This is a genomic window from Streptomyces sp. LS1784 (assembly GCF_020103755.1).
GTDB lineage: Bacteria > Actinomycetota > Actinomycetes > Streptomycetales > Streptomycetaceae > Kitasatospora.
In genome coordinates, this window is sequence record NZ_JAHSQD010000102.1 from 1 (window position 1) to 20,550 (window position 20,550).

At 73.0% G+C, this 20,550-nt stretch carries 17 protein-coding genes; 11 read left to right on the top strand and 6 right to left on the bottom strand.

What is annotated here, in order from left to right:
• Nucleotides 1–1,177: ABC transporter permease (locus KS423_RS14895; protein ID WP_224279327.1), on the bottom strand; the 1,177-nt coding region annotated here is incomplete at its 3' end.
• Nucleotides 1,174–1,887, bottom strand: a complete 714-nt coding sequence (locus KS423_RS14900) for an ABC transporter ATP-binding protein (RefSeq protein WP_374119953.1) — start codon at nucleotides 1,885–1,887, stop codon at nucleotides 1,174–1,176. The genes KS423_RS14895 and KS423_RS14900, both read right to left, overlap by 4 nt.
• Before the next feature lie 291 nt (nucleotides 1,888–2,178).
• Between KS423_RS14900 and KS423_RS14905 the strand changes: the two genes are divergently transcribed.
• From KS423_RS14905 to KS423_RS14920, 4 genes are all read left to right on the top strand, one after another.
• Nucleotides 2,179–3,627 carry a histidine kinase gene (locus tag KS423_RS14905; RefSeq protein ID WP_224279328.1) on the top strand — a complete coding sequence of 483 codons (1,449 nt, stop codon included), beginning with the start codon at nucleotides 2,179–2,181 and terminating at the stop codon, nucleotides 3,625–3,627.
• Nucleotides 3,579–4,226, top strand: a complete 648-nt coding sequence (locus KS423_RS14910; protein ID WP_224279330.1) for a response regulator transcription factor — start codon at nucleotides 3,579–3,581, stop codon at nucleotides 4,224–4,226. The genes KS423_RS14905 and KS423_RS14910 overlap by 49 nt, the downstream gene beginning before the upstream one ends.
• Nucleotides 4,227–4,633: 407 nt before the next feature.
• Complete coding sequence (locus KS423_RS14915; RefSeq protein ID WP_224279332.1) at nucleotides 4,634–5,692, top strand: isopenicillin N synthase family oxygenase; 1,059 nt, start codon at nucleotides 4,634–4,636, stop codon at nucleotides 5,690–5,692.
• A 289-nt stretch (nucleotides 5,693–5,981) separates the two neighbouring features.
• Complete coding sequence (locus tag KS423_RS14920) at nucleotides 5,982–6,737, top strand: MerR family transcriptional regulator (RefSeq protein WP_224279335.1); 756 nt, start codon at nucleotides 5,982–5,984, stop codon at nucleotides 6,735–6,737.
• Nucleotides 6,738–6,815: 78 nt separating this feature from the next.
• On the opposite strand, the gene KS423_RS14925 is transcribed toward KS423_RS14920, so the two are convergent.
• The 4 genes from KS423_RS14925 to KS423_RS14940 form a co-directional block, all read right to left on the bottom strand.
• Nucleotides 6,816–8,987 (bottom strand): 3-hydroxyacyl-CoA dehydrogenase NAD-binding domain-containing protein, encoded by a 2,172-nt coding sequence (locus KS423_RS14925; RefSeq protein WP_224279336.1) that lies wholly within the window; start codon nucleotides 8,985–8,987, stop codon nucleotides 6,816–6,818.
• A 109-nt stretch (nucleotides 8,988–9,096) separates the two neighbouring features.
• On the bottom strand, nucleotides 9,097–10,311 hold the full coding sequence (locus tag KS423_RS14930) for an acetyl-CoA C-acetyltransferase (RefSeq protein ID WP_224279338.1): 1,215 nt from the start codon (nucleotides 10,309–10,311) through the stop codon (nucleotides 9,097–9,099).
• A 41-nt stretch (nucleotides 10,312–10,352) separates the two neighbouring features.
• A complete protein-coding gene (locus tag KS423_RS14935; protein WP_224279346.1) occupies nucleotides 10,353–11,495 on the bottom strand; it encodes an acyl-CoA dehydrogenase family protein in 1,143 nt (380 codons plus the stop codon).
• Between the two features lie 2 nt (nucleotides 11,496–11,497).
• The gene (locus tag KS423_RS14940; RefSeq protein ID WP_224279348.1) at nucleotides 11,498–12,658 is read right to left on the bottom strand and encodes a CaiB/BaiF CoA-transferase family protein; all 1,161 of its coding nucleotides are present in this window, start codon (nucleotides 12,656–12,658) and stop codon (nucleotides 11,498–11,500) included.
• Nucleotides 12,659–12,920: 262 nt separating this feature from the next.
• Between KS423_RS14940 and KS423_RS14945 the strand changes: the two genes are divergently transcribed.
• The 7 genes from KS423_RS14945 to KS423_RS48015 form a co-directional block, all read left to right on the top strand.
• Nucleotides 12,921–13,376 carry a hypothetical protein gene (locus tag KS423_RS14945; RefSeq protein ID WP_224279350.1) on the top strand — a complete coding sequence of 152 codons (456 nt, stop codon included), beginning with the start codon at nucleotides 12,921–12,923 and terminating at the stop codon, nucleotides 13,374–13,376.
• Between the two features lie 21 nt (nucleotides 13,377–13,397).
• Nucleotides 13,398–15,518 (top strand): hypothetical protein, encoded by a 2,121-nt coding sequence (locus KS423_RS14950; protein WP_224279352.1) that lies wholly within the window; start codon nucleotides 13,398–13,400, stop codon nucleotides 15,516–15,518.
• Between the two features lie 13 nt (nucleotides 15,519–15,531).
• Complete coding sequence (locus tag KS423_RS14955) at nucleotides 15,532–16,599, top strand: hypothetical protein (RefSeq protein WP_224279354.1); 1,068 nt, start codon at nucleotides 15,532–15,534, stop codon at nucleotides 16,597–16,599.
• Nucleotides 16,600–16,613: 14 nt separating this feature from the next.
• Complete coding sequence (locus tag KS423_RS14960) at nucleotides 16,614–17,693, top strand: hypothetical protein (RefSeq protein WP_224279356.1); 1,080 nt, start codon at nucleotides 16,614–16,616, stop codon at nucleotides 17,691–17,693.
• 73 nt (nucleotides 17,694–17,766) lie between these two features.
• Nucleotides 17,767–18,321 carry a GNAT family N-acetyltransferase gene (locus tag KS423_RS14965; RefSeq protein WP_224279358.1) on the top strand — a complete coding sequence of 185 codons (555 nt, stop codon included), beginning with the start codon at nucleotides 17,767–17,769 and terminating at the stop codon, nucleotides 18,319–18,321.
• Between the two features lie 81 nt (nucleotides 18,322–18,402).
• Complete coding sequence (locus tag KS423_RS14970) at nucleotides 18,403–19,380, top strand: hypothetical protein (RefSeq protein ID WP_224279359.1); 978 nt, start codon at nucleotides 18,403–18,405, stop codon at nucleotides 19,378–19,380.
• Nucleotides 19,377–20,550: histidine kinase (locus KS423_RS48015; protein WP_224279361.1), on the top strand; the 1,174-nt coding region annotated here is incomplete at its 3' end. The genes KS423_RS14970 and KS423_RS48015, both read left to right, overlap by 4 nt.

Here is a 20,550-nt window from a genome sequence, read left to right on the forward strand (position 1 = left end):
CCCGCTTGGCGCCCGGCGCCGTCCGGCCGACCGCGAGCGCCTCCACCGTCCGCAGCCGCCCGGCCCGCAGCGCCGGTACCAGCGCGGTGCCCGCCACGGCGCCCAGGGCCACCACCGCGACCACGGCGTCCACCCAGACCGGGATGCCGAGCAGTCCGCCGCGCAGGGCCTTGTGGGCCAGCCCGAGGACCGGTACGGACAGCAGGTTGCCGACGAGCACGCCGAGCGCCGTGCCGACCCCGGCGGGGATCAGCGCCTGGCCGACGTAAGCGCGCGCCACCTGGGCCGGGGTGAAGCCGAGGGACTTGAGGATGCCGATCCGTCGGGTGGCGGCACTGACGGCGCCGCTGACCACGACCCCGATGATCAGCACCGACATGGCCAGACCGAGCACCCCGAAGGCCGTGACGAACGGGACGAAGGTCGAGGCCGTCCGGTTCGCCTCCTCCTGGGCGGGCCGGTAGGAGGTGGCCTTGGCGAGCGCCCCGCCCGGGACCGCGGCGGCCAGCGCGGCGCGGCCCGCCTCCACCTCCGCGTCGCTGCCGGCGTGGGCGAGGCGGTAGAGGTACTGGGTGGCGGGCGCGGTGCCGGGCGCCGTCAGCCCGGCCACCTGCTCCGGGGCGACCCAGCCGTCCGCGCTCCAGGAGACCGAGGCGGCCAGGCCGACGACCTTGAGCGACGGGTGCCCCGGCAGGTCCGGGAAGTCCATGCTGTCGCCGACCGCCAGCGGGGAGTGCCCGTCCAGGAACACCACCTCGCCGGGGCCCTCGATCCAGCGGCCGTTGGTGACCCGCAGGTCGTCCAGTGGGCCGCTCGCGGCGCGGCCCACCAGCGTCATCGGCGGCAGCAGGCTCCCGGCCGGGGGGATCCGGGCCCCGGAGCCGGAGCGCGGCTGGACGGTGACCGCCTGGTAGGGGCCGGCCGAGGCCGTCACGCCGGACGCGTGGGCCGTCGCCGCGAGCTGGGCGGGGCTCGCCCTGGCCGGGTCGTACAGCACGTTGAGGTGCGCGCCGTGCTGGTCGGCGAAGGAGCGCTGGTACGGGCCCCGGGCGGCGACCAGCAAGCCGAGCGCGAGCATGCACGCCGTCACGGACATCATCGTGGTGAGCACCATGACCAGGGTCTGCACCCGCCTGCGGCCGACCCCGGCGCGCACCACCTTGCCGAGCGCGCTCATCGGCCACCGCCCGGCACCGGCACGACCGCCGTGTCCCGGACCAGCCGGCCGTCGAGCAGCTCGATCGTCCGGTCGGCGCAGGCCTCGGCGAGCGCGGTGTCATGGGTGACCAGCAGGATCGTCTGGCCCTCCTCGTTGAGCCCGCGCAGCAGGTCGCGGACGTCGGCGGCCGAGGCGGTGTCCAGCGCCCCGGTGGGCTCGTCGGCCAGCAGCAGCGGCGGACGGTTCATCAGCGCCCTGGCCACCGCGACCCGTTGCCGCTCGCCGCCGGAGAGCCGGCCGGGGAAGGCCCTGGCGTGCCGGGCCACCCCCAGCCGCTCCAGCAGCTCCCCGGCCCGGGCCCGGGCCTGCTCCCTCCGCATCCCGGCCAGCTGGGCCGGGAGCAGCACGTTGTCCTCCACGTTCAGGTCGTCCAGCAGGTTGAAGAACTGGAACACCATGCCGATCCGCGTCCGCCGGTACTCGGCCAGCGCGGCCTCGCCGAGCCGGTGCACGGCCACGCCGTCCACCTCCACCTCGCCCTCGCTCGGGCGGTCGAGGCCGGCGATCAGGTTCAGCAGGGTGGACTTGCCGCTGCCCGATCGGCCGAGCACGGCCAGCGCCTCGCCGGCCCGGACCTCCAGGTCGAGCCCGGCCAGGGCGGGACGGGCGGCGTCGGATCGGTCGTACGTCTTGTCGACGCCGCGGATCCGGATGATCGGCGCGTTCACGGGCCCTCCACTGTTCTGGGTCCGGCACCGGGAAGGACCCTGGCCGGCTGACGGAACACGACGCTACGAATCGGAGTCGGGGTGCGGACAGCCGTCTGGACGGCCTCTCGGAGGTGTATCCAGATACACCCCGAACCGGGTGTTCAGGCCTAGAGCGCCGGACGCCCCGGCCGGGCAGACTGACCCATCGAAAGATCGGAACCGGGGTCCGCAGCGGGCTTCGGAGCCGCGGCTTCGAGGCCGCGGCTCCGGGCCTCCCGACGGGGGCCACGGAAGGGAAGGGGGCGCGTCATGAACGCGGGAGTGCTGAACGGACCGGCCTTGCGGGTCGGCCGGGCCTGCACGGACGGGGTGCGTGCCTGGTACGCGGCGACGCTGGCCGTGACGGGCTTCCTCGCGCTGCTGGCCGGGCCGGTGCTGCTGGCCACCGCACTGTTCGGTCCGGACGAGCCCCCGGACTTCCACCCGGGCGGGCCGCTGATCCTGGCGGTGCCGATGGCGCCGGTCGCCCTCTGGGTGCTCTGCTGGGCCACCGGGGGCGGCGGCCGGGCGGTCGGCGCCGCGCTGTTCGCCCCCGGGGCGATAGCGCTGATGGCGACGCACATCTACGGCGGCGCCGCACCCGGCGGCCGGTCCGGCTCGCTCTGGCTGGCGCCCTCGCTGCTGGTGCTCGGGCTGTTCGGCGCCCGCTGGATCGCAACGGAGAGCAGGCGGACGGTCGGGAAGTGGAGCGGGCGGCCGATCGCGGTGCCGTACCGCCGACCGGTCGGCGCCGGGCCCTGGCGGCGGCTGCGCGCCGGCGGCTGGCTCACCGACCCGGCGACCTGGCGGGACGTCGCCTGGACGCTGCTCACCGGCACGGCCGTGCTGCTCACCGCCGCGATCGTCCTGCTGGCCCCGGTCGCCCTGGAGGTCTTCGGCCGGAACGGACGGTTCTTCGCGCTGGGCATCGTCTACGCGATGGGCCTGACCGTCGCCCCGCTGGCCGTCCTGTGGGCCGCCCCACCGGCTCTGCGGATCCACGAGAAGGCCGCCCGGGCCCTGCTCGGGCCCTCCCGGCGGGCCGAACTCGCCCGCCAGGTCAGCCACCTGGCCCGGACCAGGGCGGACACCATCGACGCCGGGGCCGCCGAGCTGCGCCGGATCGAGCGGGACCTGCACGACGGGGCGCAGGCCCGGCTGGTGGCACTGGGCATGCTGCTGACCGTGGCCGAGCAGCTGAAGCACGACCCGGACGCCCTCGGGCCGCTGCTGGCCGAAGCCCGGACGTCCTCGGTGAAGGCGCTGAGCGAGCTGCGGGACCTCGTCCGGGGCATCCACCCGCCGGTTCTGGCCGACCGCGGCCTGGCCGACGCGGTGCAGGCAACGGCACTGGACCTGCCCCTGCCGGTCAGCTTCACCGGCGGCCTGCAGGGCCGGGCCCCCGCTCCGGTGGAGTCGGCCGCCTACTTCGCGGTGACGGAACTGCTGGCCAACGTGGTGAAGCATGCCGGGGCCTCGCACGTGTGGATCGAGATAGGGCACAGTGACGGGCTGCTGCGGATATCGGTGACCGACGACGGGCGCGGCGGCGCCGACCCGTCCCGGGGAACCGGCCTCAGCGGAACCGAACGCCGACTGGCCGCCTTCGACGGGGTGCTCGCGATCAGCAGCCCTTCCGGTGGGCCGACCATTGTGAACCTGGAGATCCCGTGCGCGTTGTCATCGCCGAAGACCTCTTCCTCCTTCGGGACGGCCTGACCCGACTGCTGGAGGCCAACGGCATGAAGGTCACCGCGGCGGTGGAGAACGGCGAGCAGCTGCTCGCCGCGGTGGCCGCGGACCGGCCCGACATCGCCGTGGTCGACGTCCGGCTGCCGCCGAGCTTCACCGACGAGGGACTGCGGGCCGCACTGGCGGCCCGTCAGGCTCACCCGGGCCTGCCCGTCCTGGTGCTGTCGCAGTTCGTGGAGCAGCTGTACGCGCGCGAGCTGCTGGCCGGCAGCACCGGTGGGATCGGCTACCTGCTCAAGGACCGGGTGATGGACGGCAGCCAGTTCATCGACGCCGTCCGGCGGGTCGCCCAGGGCGGCACCGCGATGGATCCGGAGGTGATCACCCGGCTGCTCACCCACAACTCCTCGGCCGGCCCGGTCTCCACCCTCTCCCCGCGCGAGCGGCAGGTGCTGGCGCTCATGGCGGAGGGCCGGTCCAACGCGGCGATCGCCCAGCAGCTGGTGATCACCGAGCGGGCGGTCGCCAAGCACACCGCGTCGATCTTCGTCCGGCTCGGCCTCCAGCCCTCCGACGACGACAACCGTCGCGTCCTGGCCGTCCTGGCTTACCTCAACAACTCCTGAAAGGGGCCGTACCCCTTCGAAGCCGCGACTCCCGAAGCCGTAACCCCGCGAAGCCACGATTCCCGAAAGGAGCCGCCACGCTCCGGCAGCACCGCCCCACGCCTTGATAGATCACCGACAAGTGGTGAGTGGCGCTCCGCTGCAGGGGTCTCGCCTGCCGCGGAACGGGTCAATTAGGCTGATGAGGTGCTCATCCTTGTTCGCCGCCGCCACGTGGACCTGCTCCGCGTGACGACCATGTCCTGTCGACGCTCCGGCTGAACCTCGCGCCACCCACCCTCAACGGCGGCCCTGCCATGCCGCCACCACCTCCCGGCTCCCGGAGCACGCGCCGCACCAGGCGCTGCCCCGGCCGCCCCCGGTCGACCACCGGGACCAGCCGGGACGAGACCCAGCGGATGTCACACATGACGCAGCAGTACACACCCATATCCGAAACCGGCACCGACTCCACGCCGGCGGACGCCCTCCCGGTGATCGACCTCTCGCTCGCCGACGGCAGTCCGGAGGACCGTCGCCGTCTGCACGACGAGCTCCGCACCGCGGCCACCGGCGTCGGCTTCTTCCAGCTCGTCGGCCACGGCGTCACCCCGGGGGAAACCGCCGCGCTCGCCCGGGCCATGCGCGCCTTCTTCGCGCTCCCCGAGTCCGACCGGCTGGCCGTGAGCAACCTCAACTCCCCCCACTACCGGGGCTACACCCACACCGGTGACGAGCGCACCGGCGGCAGTCAGGACTGGCGCGACCAGCTGGACATCGGCGCCGAGCTGCCCCCGCACGTCCCCGGCACCGGCGAGCCCCCGTACTGGTGGCTGGAGGGGCCCAACCAGTGGCCCGAGGCGCTCCCCGAGCTGCGCACCGCCGCGCTCGGCTGGATCGACCACCTCGGCGAGGTCGCCCGCCGTCTGCTGCACGAGCTCCTCACCGCGATCGGCGCCCGCCCCGACTTCTACGACGAGGCCTTCGCGGACCACCCCCATCTGCGTCTCAAGCTGGTCCGCTACCCCGGCACCGCCCCGGACGGCGCAGGCCAGGGCGTCGGCGCCCACAAGGACTACGGCTTCATCACCCTGCTGCTGCAGGACACCGTCGGCGGCCTCCAGGTCGAGCGCGCGGACGGCACCTTCCTGGACGTCCCGCCACTCGACGGCGCCTTCGTCGTCAACCTCGGCGAGCTGCTGGAGGTGGCCACGGACGGTTACCTCAAGGCCACCAACCACCGTGTGGTCAGCCCGCCCGGTGCCCGCGAGCGCTTCTCGGTGCCGTTCTTCTACAACCCCCGCCTCGACGCCCACATCGAGCCGCTGGACTTCCCGCTCGCCCACCACGCCCCCGGCGCCACCGAGGACCCGGACAACCCGCTCTTCGCCGACTTCGGCCTCAACGAGTGGAAGGGCTACACCAGGGCCCACCCCGAGGTCACCCGCCGCCACCACGCCGACCTCATCGGCCCCGCGGCCCGTTGACCCGGCGCCCCCGGCCCGACCCCGCCGGCAGCCGAGCCGAGCCGACTTCGGCCTGAACGAGCCGAGCGGCTACACCCGCGCCCACCCGGACCACCCGCAACCGCCCGGACCACCCGCAACCGCTCCCGCCCCTGTCCCGCAGCCGAACCCGGCCGCAGGGCAGGGGCGTCGGCCGTCCGGAGCCCCCGCTCCGCCGGCCACAGCGCGCCCGATCCCGGTGGACCGCGGCGGCGGGCACTGTCACACTGCTGCTGTCACAGCGGGAATGTGCCAGCGCGGGAGGCAACAGATGGGGGAGCACGGCGCCGGGGTGGGCGAGGTGCGGCTGACGGTCGACGAGTTGGCGGCGCGGGCCGGGATGACGGTGCGGACCGTCCGGTTCTACGGGACGAAGGGGCTGCTGCCGCCGCCCGAGTTGGGGCCGCGCCGGGTGGGCCTGTACGGGGCGGCACACCTGGACCGGCTGGAGCTGATCGAGGAGTTGCAGCGCCAGGGACTGACGCTGGCCGCGATCGAGCGGTACCTGGCCCGGCTGCCCGAGGACAGTTCGCCCCTGGACCTGGCGATCCACCGGGCACTGGTCGCGTCCTGGACCCCCGAGGTGGCCGAGAAGTCGAGCCGCGCGCAGTTGGAACGGCGGGCCGGGCGCGGACTGTCGGAGGAACAGGTCGAACGGCTGGCGGCGATGGGGGCGCTGGAGCGGACCGACGACCCGGACCTGTTCCGGGTGGACCCCGGGCTGCTACCGCTGGGCGTGCGCATCCTGGACGTGCCGATCCCGCTGGAGACGCTGCTGGCCGCCCGCGCGGTGGTGCTGGAGCACAGCCGGGCGACGGCACGGGAGTTGCAGCGGCTGTTCCGGGAAACGGTGTGGAAGCCGTACCGGGAGAGCGAGCCGGCGCCGGACGAGCTGGCCCGGATGAAGGCGCTGACCGACCACATCCAGCCGATGGTCGCGCAGGCGCTGGTCACCGCGTTCCAGCGGTCGCTCCGGGAGGAACTGGGCGAGGAACTGGGCGAGGACCTGGCCGGCGAGCCCAAGTGATGCGCCGGGTGAGGCCGTACAGCACACGGCCCCACCCGGCACCACCACGTACCCGGCGAACCCTGCGAACCCGGCGGATCAGTCCGTGAACGTCCGCCCCTCGGCCGCCACCCGCTCCAGCAGCGCCGGCGGCGCGAACCGCTCGCCGTACGCGGCGGCGAGTTCGCGGGCCCGGGCAGCGAAGCCGGCCGGGCCGCCCCGGTACCCGTTGATGTACTGGAACACGCCGCCCGTCCAGGCCGGGAAGCCGATGCCGAGGATCGAGCCCACGTTGGCGTCGGCGACCGAGGTCAGCACGCCCTCCTCCAGGCAGCGCACCGAGTCCAGCGCCTCGCTGAACAGCATCCGCTCCTTGAGGTCCTCGAACGGCACCTCGGAGACACCGCCGCCGAAGTGCTCCAGCAGCCCCGGCCAGAGCCGCCCGCGCTTGCCGTCCTCACCGTACTCGTAGAAGCCCGCGCCGCCGCTGCGCCCCGGGCGGCCGAACTCGTCGACCATCCGGTCGACCACCGTGTCCGCCGGGTGCGGCGTCCAGGTGCCGCCGGCGGCCTCCACCGAGCGCCGGTGCTCGTCGCGGATCTTGCGCGGCAGGGTGAGGGTGAGCTCGTCCATCAGGGAGAGCACCTTGGCGGGGTAGCCGGCCTGGGCGGCGGCCTGCTCGACGCTGGCCGGGTGGACGCCCTCGCCGACCATGGCGACGCCCTCGTTGAGGAACTGGCCGATCACCCGCGAGGTGAAGAAGCCGCGCGAGTCGTTGACCACGATCGGGGTCCGGTCGATCTGCCGGACCAGGTCGAAGGCGCGGGCCAGCGCGGTGTCCCCGGTCCGCGGGCCGCGGATGATCTCGACCAGGCGCATCTTGTCGACCGGCGAGAAGAAGTGCAGCCCGATGAAGTCGTCCTGGCGCTCGACGCCTTCGGCGAGCAGGCCGATCGGCAGGGTGGAGGTGTTGGAGCAGAGCAGCGCGTCGGGGCCGACCACGCCCTCGATCTCCTGGAACACCTTGTGCTTGAGCTCGGTGTTCTCGAAGACCGCCTCGATCACCGCGTCGCAGCCGGCCAGGTCGGCGGCCTCGGCGGTGGGGGTGATCCGGGCCAGCAGCTCGTCGCGCTTGGCCTCGGTGGAGCGCCCGCGCGCGATTGCCTTGTTCAGCAGCCCCTCGGAGTAGGCCTTTCCGCGCTCGGCGGCCTCGACGCTGACGTCCTTGAGCACGACCTCGATGCCGGCCTTGGCGCAGGCGTAGGCGATGCCCGCGCCCATCATCCCGGCGCCGAGCACCGCGACCTTGCGGACCAGCCGCTTCTCGACGTCCTTCGGGCGCCCGGCACCGGAGTTGACCGCCTGCATGTCGAAGAACAGCGCCTGGATCATGTTCTTGCTGGTCTGACCGCAGGCGAGCTCGGTGAAGTAGCGGGCCTCGATCACCATCGCGGTGTCGACGTCCACCTGGGCGCTCTCCACGGCGGCGGCCAGGATGTTGCGCGGGGCGGGGTAGGGCGCGCCGTTCAGCTGCTTGCGCAGGTTGGCCGGGAAGGCGGGGAGGTTGGCCGCGAAGGCCGGGGTGGCCGGGGTGCCGCCGGGGATCTTGTAGCCCTTGACGTCCCAGGGCTGGACGGCGGTCGGGTTGGCCTCGATCCAGGCGCGTGCCCGGGCGGCCAGTTCCTCGGGGGTGTCGACCAGTTCGTGCACCAGACCGTTCTCCAGCGCCTGCGCCGGGCGGTACTGGCGGCCCTGGAGCAGGAACTTCAGCAGGGCGTCGGTGATGCCGAACAGCCGGACCGTACGGACCACTCCGCCGCCACCCGGAAGCAGGCCGAGGGTGACCTCGGGCAGGCCGATCCGGCTGGCCGGGGTGTCGAGCGCGATCCGGTGGTGGCAGGCGAGGGCGATCTCCAGGCCGCCGCCGAGCGCGCTGCCGTTGACGGCGGCGACGACGGGCTTGCCGAGGGTCTCCAGGGTGCGCAGCGCACGCTTGATCCGCAGCGACTTCTCGAAGACGGCCTCGGCGTCCTCGGGTCGGGCGGCGGAGAGCATCCGGAGGTCTCCCCCGGCGAAGAAGGTCTTCTTGCCGGAGGTGACGACCACGCCGCGCAGCGCGTCCCCCAGGTTCGCCAGCCGCTCGACGACGGTCTCGAAGTCGGCGGTGAAGGCCTCGTTCATGGTGTTGACGGACTGGGTGGGGTCGTCGAGGACGAGGGTGACCACGCCGTCCTGGTCCTGCTCCCAGCGGATGGTGGTGGTGTCGCTCATGGGTTCACGGTCTCCAGATCTGCAAAAGGAGGTGCCACGCGATGCGGGTACCCCCGGGCGAAGCCTGGGGGAGTGTCGCAAGAAGGGTGGCGGTGGGCGACGGGCGGGCTCAGATGCGCTCGACGATGGTGGCGATGCCCATGCCGCCGCCCACGCAGAGGGTGATCAGGCCGTAGCGCAGGTCGCGCCGCTCCAGTTCGTCGATCACGGTGCCGAGCAGCATCGCCCCGGTGGCGCCGAGCGGGTGGCCGAGCGCGATCGCACCGCCGTTGACGTTCACCTGGTCGTGGCGGAAGCCGAGTTCGCGGATGAAGCGGAGGGCGACCGCGGCGAAGGCCTCGTTGATCTCGACCAGGTCGATGTCGGCGGCGGTGAGCCCGGCCTTGGCGAGCGCCTTGTGGGTGGCCGGGGCGGGGCCGGTGAGCATGATGGTCGGCTCGGAGCCGGAGACGGCAGCGGAGACGATCCGGGCGCGCGGGCGCAGTCCGTACCGCTCGCCGACCTCGCGGTTGCCGATGGCCACCAGCGCGGCGCCGTCCACGATGCCGGAGGAGTTGCCCGCGTGGTGGACGTGGTCGATGGCTTCGACCCAGTGGTACTTCTGGAGGGCGACGGCGTCGAAGCCGCCGGCCTCGCCGATGGCGGCGAAGGAGGGCTTGAGGCCGGCCAGGGTCTCGACGGTGGTGCCGGGGCGGATGAACTCGTCGCGCTCCAGCACGACCAGGCCGTTGCGGTCGCGCACCGGGACGACCGAGCGGTCGAACAGGCCGTCCGCCTGGGCCTTGGCTGCGCGGGCCTGGGACTCGGCGGCGAAGGCGTCCACGTCGGTGCGGGAGAAGCCCTCGATGGTGGCGATGAGGTCGGCGCCGATGCCCTGCGGGGCGAAGTTGGTCTCGTAGGCGGTCATCGGGTCGGCGAACCAGGCGCCGCCGTCGGAGGCCATCTTCACCCGGGACATCGACTCCACGCCGCCGGCCAGGACCAGGTCCTCCCAGCCGGAGCGGACCTTGGCGGCGGCCAGGTTGACGGCTTCCAGGCCCGAGGCGCAGAAGCGGTTCTCCTGGACGCCGGCGACGGTGTCGGGCAGGCCGGCCGCGATGGCGGCGATCCGGGCGATGTCGGAGCCCTGGTCGCCGACCGGGCTGACCACGCCGAGCACGATGTCGTCGATCGCCGCCGGGTCCAACCCGGGGTAGCGGTTGCGCAGTTCGTGGATCAGTCCGACGACCAGGTCGATCGGCTTGGTGCCGTGCAGCGAGCCGGAGGCCTTGCCCCGGCCGCGCGGGGTGCGGATCGCGTCGTAGACGTACGCTTCGGTGGTCACGGTGGGAACGCCTTTCAGGGCAGGGGGCTTGAGGGGAACGCTCAGCCGAGGATGGAGCGGCCGACGATCTCCTTCATGATCTCGGTGGTGCCGCCGTAGATGGTCTGGATGCGGCCGTCGGTGAACGCCCGGGCGACCGGGAACTCGCTCATGTAGCCGTAGCCGCCGTGCAGTTGGAGGCAGCGGTCGGCGGTGCGCTTCTGCAGCTCGGTGGCCCACCACTTGGCCATCGAGGCGTCCGCCGGGGTGAGCGCCCAGCGGTTGTGCTCGGTGATGCAGCGGTCCACGAAGGCACGGGTGACGGCGCACTCGGTGGCCAGTTCGGCGATCTCGAAGCGGACGTGCTGGAGCTTGGCGAGCGGACGGCCGAAGGCCTCGCGCTGCTTGACGTAGTCGGTGGTGATCTCGACCAGGTACTCGGCGCCGGCGATCGCCGCGGCGGCGATGGTGAGCCGCTCCTGGGCGAGGTTCTGCATCAGGTGGACGAAGCCGCCGTGGAGCTCGCCGATCAGGTTCTCCTTCGGCACCCGGACGTCCTCGAAGAACAGCTCGGCGGTGTCCTGGGCCTTCTGGCCGATCTTGTCGAGGTTGCGGCCACGCTCGAAGCCGGGCGTGCCGCGTTCGACGGCCAGCAGGCTCAGCCCGTGCGCGCCGCCCTCCGGGGTGGTGCGGGCGACCACGATCACCAGGTCGGCGAGGATGCCGTTGGAGATGAAGGTCTTGGCGCCGTTGAGCAGGAAGTGGTCGCCCCGGTCGACCGCCTGGGTGCGGATGCCCTGGAGGTCGGAGCCGGTGCCGGGCTCGGTCATCGCGATCGCGGTGATCAGCTCGCCCGAGCAGAAGCCGGGCAGCCAGCGGCGCTTCTGCTCCTCGGTGGCGAGCGAAGTGAGGTACGGGCCGATGATGTCGTTGTGCAGGCCGATCGCCAGGCCGGAGGCACCGGCCCGGGCGAACTCCTCGGCCAGCACGGCGGCGTAGCGGAAGTCCGGGGTGCCGCCGCCGCCGTACTCCTCGGGGACGGCGAGGCCGAGCAGGCCCTGCCGGCCGGCCGCGAGCCAGGCGGAGCGGTCGACGATGCCGGCCTTCTCCCAGCGGTCGTAGTGCGGCAGCACCTCCTTCGCCAGGAAGGCGCGCACGGTGGCCCGGAAGTCGTCGTGCTGCTCGGTGAAGATCTCGCGCTGCAACGCTACTCTCCTTGCTCTGCCGAAGGGTTGAGAGAGGGGACGCCCCAGTCCCGGGCCACCTCGACGGTGTCCGCGCCCGGCCGGGCCGGCGGGCGGCGCAGGGCGCCCGGGGTGGCGGAGAAGCGCGGGGCCGGGGCGGGCTGGGTGACGCCGCCCGCCTCGACGTACGTCCCGCGCGCCGACAGGTGGGCGTCCACAGCTGCCTGACGCATCGTCAGCACCGGTTCCACGCAGGCGTCCGAGCCGGCGAAGACGTCCTCCCACTCGGCCCTGGTCCGGGTGGCGAAGCGGGCCGCGATCAGGGCGCGCAGTTCGGGCCAGCGGGCCGGGTCGTACTGACCGGGCGCGTCCGGGCCCAGCTCCAGCAGCCGGGCGAACTCCGCGTAGAAGCGCGGCTCCAGCGCGCCGACGGCCAGGTGCCCGCCGTCGGCCGTCCGGTACACCGCGTAGAACGGTGCGCCGCCGTCCAGCAGGTTGACGCCCCGGCGGTCCTGCCAGTGGCCGGCCGCGAGCAGGCCCCACAGCATGCTGCCGAGGTGCGCAGCGCCGTCCACGATCGCGGCGTCGACGACCTGGCCGGCGCCGGTGGCACGGGCGTGGTGCAGCCCGGCGAGCAGGCCGACGACCAGGTAGAGCGAGCCGCCCGCGTAGTCGCCCAGCAGATTGGCCGGGATGCCGGGCGCCTCCTCGGCCCCGCCCGGCGCCGCCACCATCCCGAGCACCCCGGCGACCGCCGCGTACCCGAGGTCGTGCCCGGCGGTCGCCGCCCGGGGGCCGTGTTGCCCCCAGCCGGTCATCCGCCCGTACACCAGCGCCGGGTTGCGCGCCAGGCACGCCTCGGGCCCCACCCCGAGCCGCTCCGCGACACCCGGCCGGTATCCCTCGATCAGCAGGTCCGCCCGCTCGACCAGGTCCAGCACCCGCCCGGGCCCTTCGGGGGACTTCAGGTCGATCAGCACCGAGCGCTTGTTGCGGTTGCTGAGGTCGTACGCCGGGTCCGTGCCGAGCGGCGAGGGCTCCGGCCGGTCCACCCGCACCACGTCCGCCCCGAGGTCCCCCAGCAGCATCGCCGCGAACGGCCCCGGCCCGATCCCGGCGAGCTCCACCACCCGCACACCCGCCAGCGGCCCCCCGGCCCCCGGCGCACCGCTCGCGTCACGCACTGGCTGCTGAGCCCTTCCGGTTGGGTTTGACAGTAAAGCTGTAACACTCGGGATGATAGGCAAGCGACCGGCCGGTAACAAGACCTCCGCCCTCGCGCCGAGCCGCCAATTCCCCCTTGACCAAGCCTTGGTGAATCCCCCCACTCCTCGCGCACCCGACACCACGGAGGGTGGGTCGGTGTACCGACAGTGGCCACCTGTACGGTCGTCATGCCGCAGAGGGGGAACGGCCGCTCTGCCGAATGGGGAGGATTGCACACACATGGGCAACCAGGGGTTCACCACGGGGCCGGTCGCCCCGGTCCTGGACTCGACGTCGGGCAACGCCGCGACGCCGCTGTACGCCAGGCTCGTCCTCGCAGGCGCCGGAAGCCCGTCCGCCTCCTCGCCCGGCGCAGGGACCACCCAGCTCGACACCCCGTACGAGCTCGCCGCCTCGGCCGGGATGGCCCGGCAGATCGCGACCGACCTCGACAGCGCCAACGGCAAGGCCGGCCCCGGTGCGCACAGCCTCACCGAGTACGCGAGCACCGCGTCGACCAGGATCCGCGGTTTCTCCTTCGGCGGCGCCCTCACCGGCAGCACCGAGCGGTGGATGCAGCAGTGCAAGACGCTGCACGACAAGCTCGGCACCATCGCCGGAAACCTCGACAAGACCCAGCAGAACTACCACGCCAACGAGACCAGGACCGCCGCAGACCTCTGCGGGCGCCAGTAACAAAGGGAGGGGAACAAACAGATGGTGTCCTTCAAGGAACTGCACGAGGCCGACTTCGCCGCGATCAACGACGCCGCCGAGGCGTGGTCCGGTGTCGCCAAGGCCCTCACCTCCCTGGACGGCAGGGTCGCCAAGGACCTCACCAACACGGCGCAGCGGGCCGGCTGGAAGGGCACGGCCGCCGATCAGGCGACCAAGGCCCTGCAGGGCGTCGACGGCGACTTCAAGCAGGCCTCGGCCGTCGCCACCGCCCTCGCCGCGATCATGAAGACCGCCGCCGAGGACTTCGCCGCCGCCCGCCGCGACCTCGATACGGCGCTCCACGACGCGCAGGGCGACAGCACCCTCAGCGTCACCGCGGACGGTACGGTCAAGTGGACCGTACCGAAGGAGTCGAGGAACGACCCCGAGGCCGAGCCCACCATCCGGGCCAACGCCCAGGCGCTGTCGGACCGGCTCAACAAGGCCGTCGCCAAGGCCACCGCCGCCGACCAGAAGGCCACCGTGGCCCTCCAGGGCGACATCGGCACCAGCACCACCTCCTTCAACGCCGCCCCGTACGGCGCCGGCCCGGTCGCCGACGCCAAGCGGGCCACGGACCTGATGTCCAAGGCCGGCAGCCTCTCCGACGACCAGCTCAATCAGCTGAACGCGCTCATGGCCGCCAACGCGGAGAACAAGGACTTCTCCACCACCCTGCTCAACGGCCTCAACGCCGGCGGAAAGACCGGCCCCGAAGCCCTGCTGGAGTACAGCAAGGTCTACGACAACCTCGCCCACGGCAACCACAACGCCAAGGGCTACCAGGACGTCTACGGCAACCTGTCCGTCGCGTTGGCCACCGCCACCCGCGACGGCGGAATGGGCAAGGAGTGGCAGGACGGCCTGCTCGCGGCCGCCCGCCGCCCCGGTGCGTCCGCGGCCGGGTACAACGACAACTACCCGGCGCTGACGAAGCTGATGGGCGCGAAGGGGACGTTCGACAAGCCGTTCCTCCTCAAGGTGGGCAACGACCTGGTCGACTACGAGCGCAACAGCAAGGTCAAGGGCGAGGAGCTCTGGGGCCCGGGCTGGAGCGCGATCAAGGGCCAGACCGACCCGATGGGTGGTCTGATGACCGCGCTGAGCCGCGATCCGGGGGCGTCGAAGGACTTCTTCGACCCGGGGAAGGGCAAGAACCTGGACTACATGCTGCACGAGCGGAAGTGGCCGAACCAGGGCTACGAGCAGAACCAGATGGACGACCTGGTTCGCGACACCTCCCGCGCGGCGCTCGGCGACGCCCTGGAGGCCGCCACGACCGGTCGGGACCCCCACGGCAACCAGCCGCCGGTCCGCCCGCACGACAAGGTCATGTCGCAGATCATGGACGAGACGCTCAAGGCCTTCGCCGGCAGCGGCCCCGGGGACAAGGCGAGCCTCCCGGCCGCGCTCCGCCGGCCGATGGCCGACATGATCGCCGACTACGCCCCGAGCATGCACGAGATCCTCGGCAAGGAGCTGTCCGGTCCGGCCCAGCCGGACGGACTCACCGTCCAGCGCGACCAGTTGTTGCGCGTGATCCGTGGCACCTCCGAAGACCCCGCTTCGTTCGCGATCATCCACCGTGCCGAGACCCAGGAGATCGCCGTCCGCCTCGGTGACTACGGCCCCGAGGCGTTCAAGCCCGATGCGGTGGGCGGCGCGAATCGCCAACTCCACTCCTTCACCCAGGAGGCCGCCTCCGCTCTCGGCGCTCTCGACGCCGTGTTCGCCGACACGGCCTCGGACCACACGGAGTCCGACAAGGCGAAGGCGGACTGGGACGCGAAGATGAACTACCACCTGCTCGGCACGCCCGCGAACCTGTTGCCGGGGGTCGGCGACATCGCCCAGCGCCTGGTCGACGTCGGAACCGCCCAGTACGCCAATGACGCCAAGGCGCTGGCCGACTCCGAACTCCAGGGGAACCTGAGTTCCCACTTCTCGGCAGGACAGAACCAGTTGAACAAGATGATCGACGACAGGGTGAAGCAGTTCGGGATGGACACCACCACCGCCGACCAGACCGGAAGCGTGTCGCAGCAGCTGAAGACGGACGGGCGCACCAGCTACAACGTCGCCATCGACGGCACCTACCGCACCGTGTTCGGGAAGTCGTGAACAGGTGGATGCCATGAGGAACGACGCTTCTTCCGACGGTTCCGGAACCCCTCACGGGCGCATCGACGAGGCGCTCGACCGGCGGGGGTTCACCACACGGGGACTGCGATCGCGGGCAGCCGCGGTGGTGCTGGCGCTCTCCCTCCTCCCCGTCGGGGCGGCGGGTTTCGCGGTGTACCGGCTGACGAACGTCGGCGGGCCGGACAGCGTGTGCGACGGGGCGGCCACGGCGGACCAGGTGCACGACCTCCTGGGGGCGGGGCGGATCAGCGAGAACAAGAGCGGCTATTCGGCCACGAAGGACTCCACCGGGAACAGCTGCACCGCCACGGTCAGCTCCGGTTTGTTCGAGACGTCCAGGAACACCGTGCACTTCACCGTCGTCCGCAACTCCGAGGACGGCCCGGGCAAGCTCGCCGCGTCGGACGCCCGGCTGTTCTCCGGTGACTCCGTCGGCTCGGTGACCCCCGGCGCGGCGTGGGCCGTACTCCCCGAAGGGTGCGAGAAGGGCGTGCGCGCCGAGGTGCGCACCGGCCGGCAGGGCCACGATGAGGCCCGGGCACGACTGGCCGTGGCCTTCGCCAACGGGATCGCCAAGGCACGGGGCTGCGGCGACCGGGCCCTCACGGCGCCGAAGGAGCTGTCGGCGAAGAGTGCCGAGACGGACCCGGACTGGGCCAACCTCTGCGGCCTGCCGGGGTTCGCCCCCGCGAAGAACCCCGCCGCCCAGTGGCGCATGCCGCAGCAGGTCACCACCGCGACCGCCCCGATCTGGTCGTGCAGGATCGGCGGGGACCCTCGGTACGACAGCCGAACGCAGGAGTTCGCGATCACGACCGATCCGCGGACCACCGCCCTTACCCAGGAGGACAGCAAGAAGACGTCCGATCTCGGCCGGGCCCAATGGGTCGCCGACGGGACACTCGTCACCACTTGCCAGGGCAAGGACGTCTTCTTCACCGTCACCGGCGGGCTTGCCTCTGGCCTCGAAAAGCCCTTCCTGTTTCCCGACCAGCAGGACCTGGTGCGGAAGTTCCTCGTCGCCGGCGGCAAGGCGATCGGCTGCGAGCCGATCCTCTGAAGGAGTAACGAACTGTGGAAACCAAGGAGGACGACAAGCCCAGCGGCTCCGCTGCGGGCCTTGCCGGACGCCTTGGCGCGGCGCTCGATCGGCGCGGGTTCAACACCCGCGCCCTGCGCGTACGGGCCGGGGTCGCGGCGGCTGCGGTGACGGCGGTGGCGGTCGGCCTGGCGATCGGCGGGTGGGCGCTGCTGAGGGACGACATGACCAACGCCTACGGTCCGCAGAGCGTGTGTGAGGGCATGGTGAGCTCACGGGCACTGAACGACGCACTCGGGTCGGGCAAGGTCAGCGCGGAGCCGTACGCCGGGAGCGTGAGCCGCGGCACGGCGGCGTGCACCGTGACGGTCGCCGGCGGAATGTTCGGCGACGACCGGCACGTCACGGTGTCCCTGGGCCAGAGCAAGGATGTCTTCCACCTCCCGATCGCCTCCGGCGCCCGGACGTTCGCCGCCTCGGCGAACGGCGGCGCGGTCGGCGCCGTTCGCGGCGCGGAGGCGTGGGCGCTGCTCCCCGAGGGCTGTCCCAACGGGCTGTGGGCCCAGGTCGCCGCGTACGACGGCGAGCAGCCCGACGCCTTGAAGCTCGCCCGGTTCGCCGTGTCCACGGCCGACCTCATCGCGGACCGGCGCGGGTGCGGCAGGACGCCGCTGCCCGCCCCGCACGAGCTGGCCCCGGCCGCCGCCGAGCGGGAGCTCGACGGCGATGCCGTCTGCGGCCTGCCCGGGATCACCGTCCAGCGCATGCCCGGCAAGCGGTACAGGGAGGCGGTGACCGCCGGGTCCGATCCGCTGTGGACTTGCGAGATCACGCCGGAGGGCGAGCACGAGGACACCTCCTCCCTGGTCATCGCCATCGAGCCCCGGCTCCGGCAGGACGCCGCCGGCCAGGACACCTCGCCGGCGTTCGGCCGAGCCCGCTGGGTGGGTTCCATCCCCCGAGACGAGATCGTGGTGACCTGCCACGGTCGACCCACCTACTTCCGGATCGGCACGATCAGGCAACTCGGGCACCTGTTCCCTACCTCTGACGAGGCCTGGAAGCAGTTCCTGACCGCCGGGGGCAACGCGATCGGGTGTGAGCCGATCCTGTAGGAAATTGGGCGGGCGAGCGTCAGGGTAATGGTCTATCTTGCGGTAGATCTATTACAAGGAACGGGGGAACGCCATGACCACCACCACCGCCCAGCACGCCCGCACGATCGTCGCCGCCTCCGAACGACTGGTGCTGACGCGGCCGCAGGAGGGCGACGTGGAGGCGGTGTTCGCGATCCACGGCGATCCGGAGACCAACCGGTACAACCCGCACGGGCCGCAGCGGGAGATCGCCCAGGCGCAGGCGATGCTGGACGGGTTCGTCGCCGACTGGGTGCGGGACGGGGTGGGGTACTGCGCCGTCGCCACCAGGGAGGAGCCGGGGACGGTCATCGGGTTCGCCGGGCTGTGCCTGCACACCCTGGACGGGGAGCGGGTGTTCAACCTCTACTACCGCTTCCGGCCGTCCGCCTGGGGGAAGGGGTACGCGGCGGAGGCGGCCCGGGTGGCGATGGCCGAGGCGCTGCCGCGCCACCCCGGCATCCCGGTGACCGCCCTGATCCGGGCCGACAACCTGCCCTCGCGCCGGCTCGCCGAGCGGCTCGGGCTGCTCGCCGACCCGGACGGCCGCACCGACGAGGAGGAGCGGGTGGTCCACCGGATGGCCCCGGCCACCGCGTCGGCCTGAGCCGGAGATCCCCCGGCAGGGGGAGGGGGATCGCGCCCCGGGCGGAGGACCCGGGGCGGGGCCCGGCGGGACCGTGGGGGCATGAGGATCAACGAGCAGGTGGTGCGGGCCGGGGCCGCGTGGACGGCGGTGGCGGCGACCGGGCCGTACCTGACGCTGAAGCTGCTGTGGCTGACCGGGCATCCGGTGGGGACGGACGACCCCGGCGAGATGGACCGGCTGTGGCTGGTGAACCTGCTGACCTTCGGCATGGACGCGATCGCCGTGGCGCTGGCGCTCGCGTTCGTCCGGCCGTGGGGGCGGCGGGCGCCGGCCGGGCTGGTGGCCTTCCCGATGTGGGTGGCGACCGGGCTGCTCGGCACGATCCTGGTCGCGCTGCCGCTGTACCTGCTGAGCTTCCTGGTGCTCGGTCCGGAGCGCGGCGACCCGGACGACAAGGGCCTCGGCGACTGGGTCTTCCTCGTCGTGTACGGCGGCTTCGCCGTCCAGGGCCTCGCGCTGCTCACCGCCTTCGCGCTGTACGCCCGCCGGCGCTGGGCCGGGCTGCTGCGGGAGCGGATCGGCGGCCTGCCCGACTCCCCCACCCTGACCGTGCAGCGCGTCCTCGCCTGCGTCGCCGCGCTGCTCGCCGCGGGCGTCGCGGTGGGCCGGGCCTACTGGGCGCTCGGCGGCACCGCCGGACTGCCGCAGAGCATGGTGGAGGACCGGAACCGGGGCGTGGCGGTGATGGACGGGGTGGCCGCGGTGATGGCCGTGGCCGCGGCGGCGGCGCTGCTGGTCCTCGTCTTCCGGATCGGCCCGGGGCGGCGGCTGGTCGTGCCGCTGCTGGTGGTCTGGACGGCGGCCGGGTCGCTGTTCGGCTGGGGCGGCTGGCAGCTGGTGGCCTTCGGGGCGACGACGACCGAAGTGACCGAACTGCGGCTGGCCGTGCCCGGGCTGACGCCTCTGGTGCAGACCGCCCAGGTGGTGGCGGCGGTGCTGGTCCTGGCGGTCGGAGCGATCGCGCTGACCGAGTGGGGCGCCCGCCGGCCCGCCGCTGCCGTAGAGTCTCGCGGGTGATCACGGGGGTGGGCAGTCGACTGCGGCGTGCCGCGGGGGCGTCGGTCGGGCGGCGGGCCCGGCTGCGCTGGGTGCACCTGGTGCTGGGCGGCGCGCTGCTGATGCCGTACTGGATGCTGTCGGTGGTGCTCTTCGGGGCGCTCAACCCGAACCAGTCACCCGGCCGCCAACTGCTGCTGTACGTCCTGTCGTTGCTCACCTCGCTGCCGATGGCCGCCGTCACCGCGCTGGTGCCGATGGTGCGGGGGCTGGAGGGCGCGGCGGCGCGGGCACTGTGCGCGGTGGCCCGGCCGGAGGAACTGGCCACCGGACCGGCCCGCTCCTGGGCGGCCAGGTGGCGCACCGCGCTCTGGTACGTGCTGCACGTCCTGTTCGGCGGGGTGGTCGCCGGGATGACCCTCGCCGGCACGCCGTTCGCGGTGGTGCTGGTCCTCGGCTTCTCCGGGACCGAGGAGTTCGTCCGGATGTGGGAACGGCACTTCCCCGGTTGGCTGGCCACCGGCCCTGTCCTCGGCTTCGGCCTGCTGCTGCTGCTCGTCGGCACCAACGCCGTCTGCGGCGCACTGCTCGCCCGTTGGGCTCCCGCCCTGCTCGGCCCGACCCCGGAGGAGCGGGTGGCCGCCGCCGAGCGCCGGGCCACCGTGCTCGCCCAGCGCAACCGGCTGGCCCGCGAGCTGCACGACTCGGTCGGGCACGCGCTCAGCGCCGTCGGCATCCAGGCCTCGGCCGCCGCCCGGGTGCTGCGCAGCAACCCGGACTTCGCCGCCGAGGCGCTCGCGGCGATCGAGGAGACCGCCCGGGCGGCCGTCGCCGAACTCGACGCCGTGCTCGGGGTGTTGCGCGAGGAGGACCCGGAGACCGCCGAACCGGCCGGCCCCACCCTCGCCGGGCTGGACGACCTGCTGCGCCAGCTCGGTCGCGCCGGGGTGGCGGTGGACGCCGAGCTGGCGCCCGGGCTGGCCGGCCTGCCCGAGGCGGTCTCCCGCGAGGCGTACCGGATCGTGCAGGAGGGCCTGACCAATGTGCTGCGCCACGCCGGGCCCGCCCCGGCCGGGCTGCGGGTCGGGCTGGCCGACGGCCGGCTGGAGATCGAACTGACCAACCCGCTCGGCCCCGACCGGCCGAGCCGCCCCGGCGGCGGGCGCGGGCTGCGCGGGATCGGGGAGCGGG